The 9,912-nt window shown below is 40.4% G+C and carries 6 protein-coding genes; 2 read left to right on the forward strand and 4 right to left on the reverse strand.

From position 1 onward, the window contains the following. The 3 genes from SHEWPOL2_RS20540 to SHEWPOL2_RS20550 form a co-directional block, all read right to left on the reverse strand. A partial coding sequence (locus tag SHEWPOL2_RS20540; protein WP_239642792.1) for a hypothetical protein occupies positions 1–484 on the reverse strand: 484 nt, incomplete at its 3' end. A gap of 64 nt (positions 485–548) precedes the next feature. Further along, positions 549–4,832, reverse strand: coding sequence for an EAL domain-containing protein (locus SHEWPOL2_RS20545; protein ID WP_083848350.1), 4,284 nt, complete (start codon positions 4,830–4,832; stop codon positions 549–551). 284 nt (positions 4,833–5,116) lie between these two features. Next, a complete protein-coding gene (locus tag SHEWPOL2_RS20550) occupies positions 5,117–7,906 on the reverse strand; it encodes an insulinase family protein (protein WP_037431199.1) in 2,790 nt (929 codons plus the stop codon). Between the two features lie 169 nt (positions 7,907–8,075). Between SHEWPOL2_RS20550 and sixA the strand changes: the two genes are divergently transcribed. Beyond that, positions 8,076–8,546: a phosphohistidine phosphatase SixA gene (gene sixA, locus SHEWPOL2_RS20555; protein ID WP_011625784.1), complete on the forward strand. Its 471-nt coding sequence runs from the start codon at positions 8,076–8,078 to the stop codon at positions 8,544–8,546. A gap of 65 nt (positions 8,547–8,611) precedes the next feature. Here sixA and smrB read toward each other — a convergent pair whose 3' ends face one another. Continuing rightward, complete coding sequence (gene smrB / locus SHEWPOL2_RS20560) at positions 8,612–9,142, reverse strand: endonuclease SmrB (protein WP_037431201.1); 531 nt, start codon at positions 9,140–9,142, stop codon at positions 8,612–8,614. A gap of 80 nt (positions 9,143–9,222) precedes the next feature. Between smrB and prmB the strand changes: the two genes are divergently transcribed. Then, positions 9,223–9,912 (forward strand): 50S ribosomal protein L3 N(5)-glutamine methyltransferase (prmB, locus tag SHEWPOL2_RS20565; protein ID WP_037431203.1); only part of this gene is annotated, 690 nt, incomplete at its 3' end.

Raw genomic sequence — 9,912 nt, forward strand, 5'->3', positions numbered from 1 at the left:
ATTTCACATTGGGGGCTCCTGCAAGTTCAACAGGCTTGAATTTCACATTGGGGGCACCAGCAAGTTCAATAGGCTTGAATTTCACATTGGGGGCACCAGCAAGTTCAATAGGCTTGAATTTCACATTGGGGGCACCAGCGAGTTCCATAGGCTTGAATTTCACATTGGGGGCACCAGCAAGTTCAATAGGCTTGAATTTCACATTTGGGGCACCAGCAAGTTCAATAGGCTTGAACTTCACATTTGGAGCTCCAGTGAGTTCAATAGGCTTGAATTTCACATTGAGGGCACCATCAAGTTCAATAGGTTTGAACTTCACATTTGGAGCTCCAGCGAGTTCAACAGATTTAAACTTCACATTTGGAGCACCTTCCAGTGCATTAGCATTTGCAACCAAGCCAATAGTAGATAGCAATGCTGCAGTTAGAATTCCTTTCATCGTTTTATCTCTCAGGGTAGTTGATAATATTTTATTTTTTGACACTGGACATCTATTTGCAGATGTTGTGCCAATGTTTCAAACTACTGACAGAGAGATAATTAGATGATCAAATAATGTTGTGGTGGGGCATGAATTTACTCCGGTCATCTTGCAGCAATTGAGTAAACTCGGTCTCATTAATCGCTTTGCTAAAGATATAACCTTGTATTTCTTCACAGTTTAGGGCGCGCAGGATATTTAGCTGTGCTGCTTGTTCAACACCTTCTCCAACCACGGATAGTCCCATATTATGAGCAATGGTGATAATAGAATCGACCATCTTCAAATCACGATCTGACTTATCAATATCATCGACAAAGGCTTTATCGATTTTTAGCGTATGGATAGGGAATCGTTTTAAGTAAGAAAGTGACGAATAACCCGTACCAAAGTCGTCTAATGCTAGATTGACACCCATTTTCGTCAATTGCTGCATAACGATAATGGCCATTTCCGGTTGTTTAATCACCGTCCCTTCGGTGATTTCGAGTTCAAGATGTGCTGCTGGCAATTGTGTTAATCGTAAAATAGATTCAATTCGTTGTTGCAGATCGGGCAGTGCAAACTGACGTGACGATAAATTGACGGCGACTCTCCCTTTAAACAGGCCCAGTTCACGCCATTTTTGGGCTGCAAAACAGGCTTTTCTGAGTACAATTTCACCAATTTCGATAATGAGGCCATTTTCTTCTGCAAGAGGAATAAAATCATTCGGTGGAATAAGTCCTAAGATTGGATGATTTAATCTCACTAAGGCTTCCATTCCGGTAACATGACCATGCTTTAGATCAACTTTAGGCTGGTAATACACCTCAAATAAATCATCTTTTAAACCTTCTCTGATAAGATTTTCAATTTCTAACTGCTTAATCGCATGTTGGTTAAGGGATTCAGAGTAGAATTGGTAACAATTACCGCCAGCTGATTTGGCATGGTACATGGCAATATCCGCCTTTCTCAGTAGCGCTTGTTCACTTTGTTCATCCTCTGGATAAAGTACAATCCCGATACTTGCACCCAAAACAAGTTGCTCATTGCCTATTTCATATACCGCTTTAAAAGCTTCAATGATTCGTCCCGCAATTGCCGCGCAGGCACTTATATCAGAGGTTTTATCGAGCACAATGGCAAACTCATCTCCACCTAAACGATAGATGCTCGTGTTTTTCGGTACGGAGGATTTTATTCTGACAGATACCAGTCTAAGTAATTGATCGCCAACTTGGTGGCCTAATGAATCATTGATACGCTTAAAATTATCTAAATCGAGTACCATTAAGGCATGGGTAATTTCTTTATTAACCAAGTTTCCTAATGTGACTTGCAAGTTTGAGCGATTGGGTAGACCCGTTAATAGGTCATTGTTGGTGAGTTTTCGAAGCTCTTCTTCCTGCTGCTTACGTCTTGATATGTCAGAGAAAACACCTACATAGTGTGATAGTTCACCTAATTCGTCATAAATAGCATCGATGGTGAGCTCCATATGGAAATGGCTTTTATCACCACGACTAGCTTCGACTTCACTCGCCCATCGACCTTGCTGCTTCAGCATACTGCGGATCTGATTTGAGAAGGACTCTGGATATAACTCAAAGGTAAGCAAGTTACCAATAAAATCAGTTCGATTTCGCTGTGAAATTCTACAACATGCTTCGTTGACCTCGACAAAACGATACTCGCTGTCGAGAATAAACATGCCTTCTGAAATATTTTCGATGGCTTTTTCGAATAGTTTTAATTGTTCTTCTTTTTGTTTAAATTGACTGATATTTTTAATAGTGCCAGTCATTCGAAGGGCATTATCTTTATCATCTCTTTCTACAATTTTGGCCCTATCTAAAATCCAGATCCAGCTATCATCTTTGCCCTTAACTCTATATGCCGCTTCAAAGTGATCTGTCTCACCATAGAAATGTTTATTCAGCGCTTCTCTGACGCGCTCCTGATCCATGGGATGAATGTTGCTTTCTTCATCAGTATTACCAGAACGGTGGCCATCCCTTGGGAACTCTAATGCACCCCAAATATTCGAGCGGAAAATATTACCCGTTTCTATATCCCAGTCCCACATTTCATCGCCACTTCCCCAGAGAGAAAGCTTTAGGCGCTCCTCACTTAAAGCTATTTGTCGCTGGACTTCTCGTTTGCGCAATATAGATTTTGTTACACCCCATATAATAAAAATAAAAAGAATAGCATAAACAGATTTTGCCTGTATTGATAACCACCACGGGGGTGTTATTAGTATGTTGATGCTTTTTATCTTTCCTGGTGTTTTTGTAATAGGACTTATGCCGTAGACATTAAAAATATATTTTCCTGGGGAAAGGTTAGTATAGGTTGCGGAGTTGTTTCCTTTGTCTGCAATCCAGTCATTAGATAATTCATCTAATTGATAGTAATAGTCAATGTTTGTACTGGCAGAACGAGGAGAGTTAAACTTTAATGTAAATGGATAATCAGAATACTTTAATTCAATTTCTTGTGATTTTGCTATTGCTTTGGTTAAACGGCCATTGCCAACTTTTTGAACCTCATTAAAAACATAAAGTTCGCTTATGACCGTTTCAATATCGTCATTACGTAGATTTTTTTCTATTACATCGATATTAACTTGGCTTAACCCACTTATTCCACCAAAGTAGAAGAAATCGCCTATCGCAACAGCGCTTTGTGTATTGTACTCATCTTGAGCTCCAAAATCTGTGTCAAGGAAGTAAACACTATTGTCAGTTTTTATAATAATCTCTTTTATTGACGATGCTGCAATATCATTCGAAGCATTTACCGATATTGAGTAAACAGGATTTTTAGTCTCTATGCTTAAAGAAATATCTTCAGTTTGATGGTTATAAGTATAGATTGCAGATTTTGTTCCAAAATAAGTGATATTGTTTTTATTCGCGATGCTGTAAACAATTTCATTTGGAAAAATTAACTTTTCTTGTCCATTTTTTATATCTATCAAACCGGCTTGTGTTGCTAATATGTGATGGTCGCTAGCTATAGACTTTATCTCAAAAATAGGCATTTTTTGAGAAAGACGAAGTGTATTGATTGTTTTTTTGCTTTTTATATCCAACTCTTTTAGTTCAAAGTTATTTGTTCCATATGCTATCTTGTTGTTTTTAATATTGGAAATGGAGACAATTTCGTCATCTGATAATTTAACTGGTACTTTATCTTTTAGTTCGATATAAAATAAACCGTTTTTACCGCCAAAATAAATTTCATTATCACTAATTGAAACGCTGGTAATATTTTCTGTGTTTGTTCTTATTGTAGTTGTTTTTTTACTTAAAGTGTCTATTATACTAATAGTATTTGTATTCGTTGCTATAGCTAAATAACGTTCATTATCATATGAAATATTCCATACACTTTCATTGATGCTATCAATATGTGAAATAGTGTTTTCTTTTATTCCAATGAACTGAATTCCTTGATTAACACTTGCTAGGAAAAGGTAGTTTTCTCCTTGATATAGTAAGTGAGGTGGTTGTAATAATGTTTGTGAAAGAATACCTATTAAATCTGACGTGAGAGAGGATAGATCTAGATGGTATATATTGTTTTTTTGTAAATAGGTAATTTTTTCGTTGTTTATTGCTATGTTGTCAATATGGATGTTTGTTATTTTTTCAAGTGTTTTGCTGATTTCATTATATTTGTATATTTCATTTTTTGTAAAGATGTAAGGTGTTTTGTTGATGTTTGCGATGTCAATAACATTGCTAGATAATTTTGTTATTTCGTTGTTAGATGATAAAAGTGTTGTACCATTATGATTTTTTAGTAAATAACCATTATTTATTTTGATAATCTTCTTTATACTGTCAAATTCATTGTTTGAGATTCTATTAGTTATACTAAGAGTATTTTTATCTATTTCAATTATTTCTTTGTCAGTACCAATGATAATGATGTTTTTTACTTGGGTAAGTGACCAAACAGGAATGTTTAAGTTTTTTACTTTTTCAAATTTATCAGTATCTTCATTATAAATATTAAGTCCATTATCTGTTCCAATGAGTAGTCTTTTACCATCAAAAATGATACTTTGAATAAAAGAACTGCTTAATCCTGAACTATCATTTGAATAATATTTTTTAAATTCTTTGCCATCAAATCGATTCAAACCATTTAAAGTGCCAATCCAAACATAGCCATCTTGGTCTTCAGATATTGCTGTGACAGTGCTCTGGGATAAGCCTTCTGCAACGCTAAAGGATTTTGTGTTTAGATTGGTCGGAATTGACGAAGAAGTATGAACCAATTCTTGGCTAATAGCGGGCATACAAAACAAAAAAACATTGATAATAAATAGATACTTTAAGAGTATTTTCGGCATAGTGTTGTTCTTAGTATTGTCCGAGGATGCCATGAAACAATTGTGTTACATCACTTTTCCAGAAATAGAAGCTTTTGTCAAAAGTGATAATGTAAAAATTCCTTTAAATTGCAGACAGATGGCGTTAGATAGTGTGCAGCATTTGATCTTAGGGATGGATTGACCATGTTTTACATTAATTTTTACAACAAAGACCAGAGATACTACTGCACAAATGCATGAATGCAGCGGTTTTGTTTGTTTACAGTAAATGCTGGATTAATGATCTAGCAGCTTTTTTTAGGTTAAAAATTGAACTTTTCAGCGTTTTGTTTGAACAGTTTTAGATCGGTAATCATATTGTCAGATTTGAGGGCTGATTGAGATACATGCTCAGAACCGGTACTAAAAAGCACTAAGCGATCACTATGCTTCGTGCGCATTTTTTGCATCATAAACTTGATTAAATCGGGGCGGGTGAGCTTGCTGATTTCAGCCACAACCAGTTCCCGTTGATTGAACTGATAATCTCGATTACCTACACTCACCCAATAACGTTGGCCACGAGTTTTAAGATTGGCATCATGTTCCATTACCTGGTTGATGAGTCCTTGTTTTGTGCTTTCCCATTCTTCATTCGTTATTTGCATAACTGCATAGTTAAAGTCCGCGATAAACTCGTCGATTGCTTCCAGTAAATGCAGTGGACCTGTTGTGGGTGATTGAATATAGAAAATGAGTCCAGGATGGCGATTCAGCGGAAGGTAACCTGTGCCAACCATGTAGCCTAATTGTTTTTCAGTACGCAGTTCATGGAAGAAGGTTGAGGACATCGCGTGATTTAGTAAGCTAAACAGTGCCATTTTTTCTGGCGTTGCCCTTGCTGATTGGTAATAGACGATAATGGCGCTGTCTTGATGATCTATCGCCAGTTCTCTTAAAAGGGTGCCTTGTCCGGTTAAATTAATTAATTCACGGGTGGATTCTGCGCTAGGGCTAGAGACGAGGGACAAGATATGCTCCAGACGTTTGCCGAGTGCCTGCGCCTCTGAGACTAACCAATCGCCGTAAATTAATCCTTCTAGATAAATTTTTTCGTAAAATGCCCTTACATGGTTATGTAGATCATTTAAGGTTATATTTTCAAGTGCTTGGGCCATTCTGGCTGGTTCGTAACTGCGCTTCTGTAATGTTGCTGTCAGGCTGGTAAACAGTTGTGAAATCGGCTTAGCTTGAGCCAAATTTTGCCAACTACGTAACAGCTGAGACTTGATTAAGGCAAACCGTTCTTCGGTAAAATTACGTTCTCTTGCTTTATGGATAAGCAAAGCTAACAGTGTCTCTTGATTACCGGTAAAACCGGATAAATGTAGCGTTATGCCCCCTTGGTGTGGATAGATGTTGTAGCTTAATCCTGCGACTTCAGCTTGATAAGTAGGCTCGGTTAGATAATCGAGTAACATCTCGACATACAAGCGGGTGAGAGCGGCATGTTTGGGGGTTTTACTTGCTTGCTCAGAGTCGAGTGATAAATACATATGCCCTTTAGGGACATTAAATTCATCATCTTTTTTATGCCAAATACGATATCCCGTGGATTCCGCAACGATAACAGGGACTGCGACTTCGCTTTTATCGGGACGAGCAATAGAATCAGCCACAATGAAGGGATTCGCTGTGGGTAACTGAAGTTCTGGACGAATGTGTGTGACTTGCCAACGGGCAAGGGATTCGGGCTTTATCGGTAAGACTTGATACGGCGTATGGTACCAATTGGCTTTGCGGTCGGTCTTAAAGGACTGTGCTATGAGTTGCAAGCGCATATTTTGCGGTGTCATTAAGCGCAATAGCTCAAGGGTTTCATCAATATCTAAGCCATCCATGCGATAGTCGCCAAAGACTAAGTCTTCCACTTCGTAGTGATGCATATTGATGCTTAAGTGGCTGGCTAAATCGAGGGATTTCACTTGCTCCTGATAGCGAAACGCCATTTTGAGCAGATTCGCACGTTCTAAATAGCGCCAATCCTCAAGGCCTTGGTTTTTTATCAGCTCGATGTATTCAAAGCAGCTGCACACAATATCATCAATATTGGCCACGCCTTTGTCGGTCAGTTGTAGGCCTATACTGTAGTCCTTGAAGTTATAGCCATTGACTCCGCCGCCTGCGGAGAGGTTATTCACTAAACCTTGTTCTTTAAGATACGACAGCAGGCTGCCTTTACTCTCATTGCCGAGGATATGGCTAATATAGGTGAGCGGCTTGCGTTTGTAGTAGTGATCGATGCCAGGAAAGTTAAAACTGATACTTAAACGCTTTTGTTCCTTTAAGGGGACAATATTGATTTGCTTAAGCAGTTCGTTTTCAGAAAACAGCGGTACATCGGGATACTGTTTGACTAAGTTTAAGTTTCTGATTGTACTGAAATATTGCACTGCAAGCGCCTGAAGCTCATCTAACGGCATAGGTGCGACTAAACAGAGCGTCATTAAATTGGCGCTGTAATGGCTTTGATAAAATGCTAATAGCTCGCTTCTGACCTGCGCCTGTTCTCCGCCTAGCGTGACTAAATTGCCCACGGAAAACTTTGAAAACGGATGCTGTTGATTGACGGTTTCTTTAAGCACTTGATAGGTGCGGCGGATATCGTCCTTCAGCTTTAAACTAAATTCAGATTCAATCGCTTGGCGCTCCCTATCGACTAGGTCGAGGTCAAATTTGGGGGCGATAAAGAATTGGCTAAATCTGTCTAGGGAGTCGGCAAATACGTCGGCGTTGATCGTAAAAAAGAAATTGGTGTGCTCTGTGCCGGTCCAAGCATTGTTACTGCCGCCATGCTGATTGATAAAGGCATGATACTCGCCGGAGTCGGGGAATTTTTCCGTGCCTAAAAAGAGCATATGCTCTAAAAAATGCGCCATACCGGGTCTATCCACAGGATCATCAAAATGTCCTACGGCCACCGCCATGGAAGCGGCGGCTTGGCTGGCGTCCAAATCTTCGACCAATAATACCCGCAGGGCATTATCTAACACGAGATAACGGTACTGACGATGATCGTTTGGACTTTTGTAAATAGACTGAGAGGCTTGCAAAGAGACACTCCGGTAACGATGGCTTGTTATATATTGATAGTCTTAATGGTTTTTGGCAAATATCTCTTGTGTTTATCGACTAAAGATTAACCCTTACAAGGTTTGTTGAAATCCATTTTAGGGCTACAATTGGGATAAAACAAAAACAAGTGTGGGTAGCGAGAGAAGTATGCAGCTATTTTTGATGCGACATGGTGACGCTGGATTTAATGCTCAGTCGGATAGGGACAGAACGCTTACCGATTTAGGAAGACACCATACTGTCTTAATGAGTAACTGGTTAGCCCGAAGTGTTAGCGATTTTGATCTTGTTTTGGTCAGCCCTTATTTACGTGCGCAGCAAACGTGGCAAGAATTGAGTCAGCATTTCCCCGAACCACGCAAATGGCTGGTCGTGGATGATTTAGTGCCTTCAGGCGATCCCGCCAATGTGGCCGCCTTAATTGTTGCCTATGCCGAGTTGTATAAGGCCGATAAAGTGCTGGTGATTTCCCATATGCCGCTCTTAGGCTATTTGGTTAGTGAGTTAGTCGCAGGTGTTGAGCCGCCCTTATTTGCCACCTCAGGAATTACTCTGATAGATAAACATGCCGAGCAGGCCTGCATTGTTTGGCAGCATGCGCCCCACAGCATTAGTTAATTTCTTCGATAAAACAAAGGGCTCACATCAGTGGGCCCTTTGTTTTTAGAGGATTAATTCGTCCATTAACGTCGATGCGGCTGGTCGCCAATATCGATAAGTACTAGCAGCGCCGCATCGCCACCCCATTCTTTGGGGGCCTGATGAAAGGCTTTTACCATAGGATGTTGCACCAACCACATAGGCACCTGCTGTTTTAGTATGCCAGTGCCGTAACCGTGCATCACACAACAACATTGGCTTTGCTGTTTTACGCAGGCTTGGATCAGCGCCGCGAGTTCGAGTTTAGCCTCGGATTGGCGGTAACCGTGTAAGTCCAGCAATAAATCCGGTTGGTAATCACCTCGTCTTAAGCGTTTAAGCTCGAGACTGTCGACACCCTCGTCGAGCCAACGCATTGGCCCCTGAACGGGCAGCAGAGGTTGATAAGTATCTGAGAAATAACTGTCAGCATGCAGTTGCTGCTCTTTCAGTTCTATTTCCTGTTTGGTTTTTAGGGGCGTGCGAAAATGCCGCTTATCTTGGTCGATAGGTTTTATCCCCTCGATCAGCGCCGAAAACATCGCCATGCCTTCTTTATCATCGTCTTTATTCATGGCGGGTATTCTATTGAATCCTATGGTTTCTGAACAGAGTTCAGTTACAATGTTTACGAACACACAAGCGGGAGAGCGTTTTGGATAAGATCTTTGTAGATGAAGCTGTGACAGAGTTACGCACCATAGGTGACATGTTGCGTTGGGCGGTGAGCCGCTTTAATGATGCCAATGTGTACTATGGCCACGGGACGGATAACGCGTGGGATGAGGCCATCGCATTAGTGTTTCATGCGCTGCACTTGCCCGAAGAAATCGGTCAACAAGTGATTTTAAGTAACTTAACCAGCAGTGAAAAACACAAAATCGTTGAGCTGATCATTCGCCGCGTACGTGAGCGTTTGCCTGTGCCTTATTTAACCAATAAAGCGCGCTTTGCAGGGCTTGAATTCTATGTGGATGAGCGCGTATTGGTACCTCGTTCACCTATCGCCGAGATGATTGCCAATCGCTTTGGTCCTTGGTTATATGGCAAACCCGTTAATCGTATTTTAGATTTATGTACCGGCAGTGGCTGTATTGCGATTGCCTGTGCCTACGAATTTGATGAAGCAGAGGTCGATGCGCTCGATATCAGCGAAGATGCCCTCGATGTGGCGCAAATCAACGTTGAAACCTTAGGGGTGATGGACAGAGTTTTCCCGATGCAATCGGATCTGTTTTCAGCCATTCCTGAAGGTCCACAATACGATTTGATTGTTTCTAATCCGCCTTATGTTGATGAAGAAGACATCGGCGATATGCCAGATGAATATCACCATGAGCCAGCC

The sequence above is a fragment of the Shewanella sp. POL2 genome, assembly GCF_000282755.1.
Lineage (GTDB): Bacteria > Pseudomonadota > Gammaproteobacteria > Enterobacterales > Shewanellaceae > Shewanella > Shewanella xiamenensis.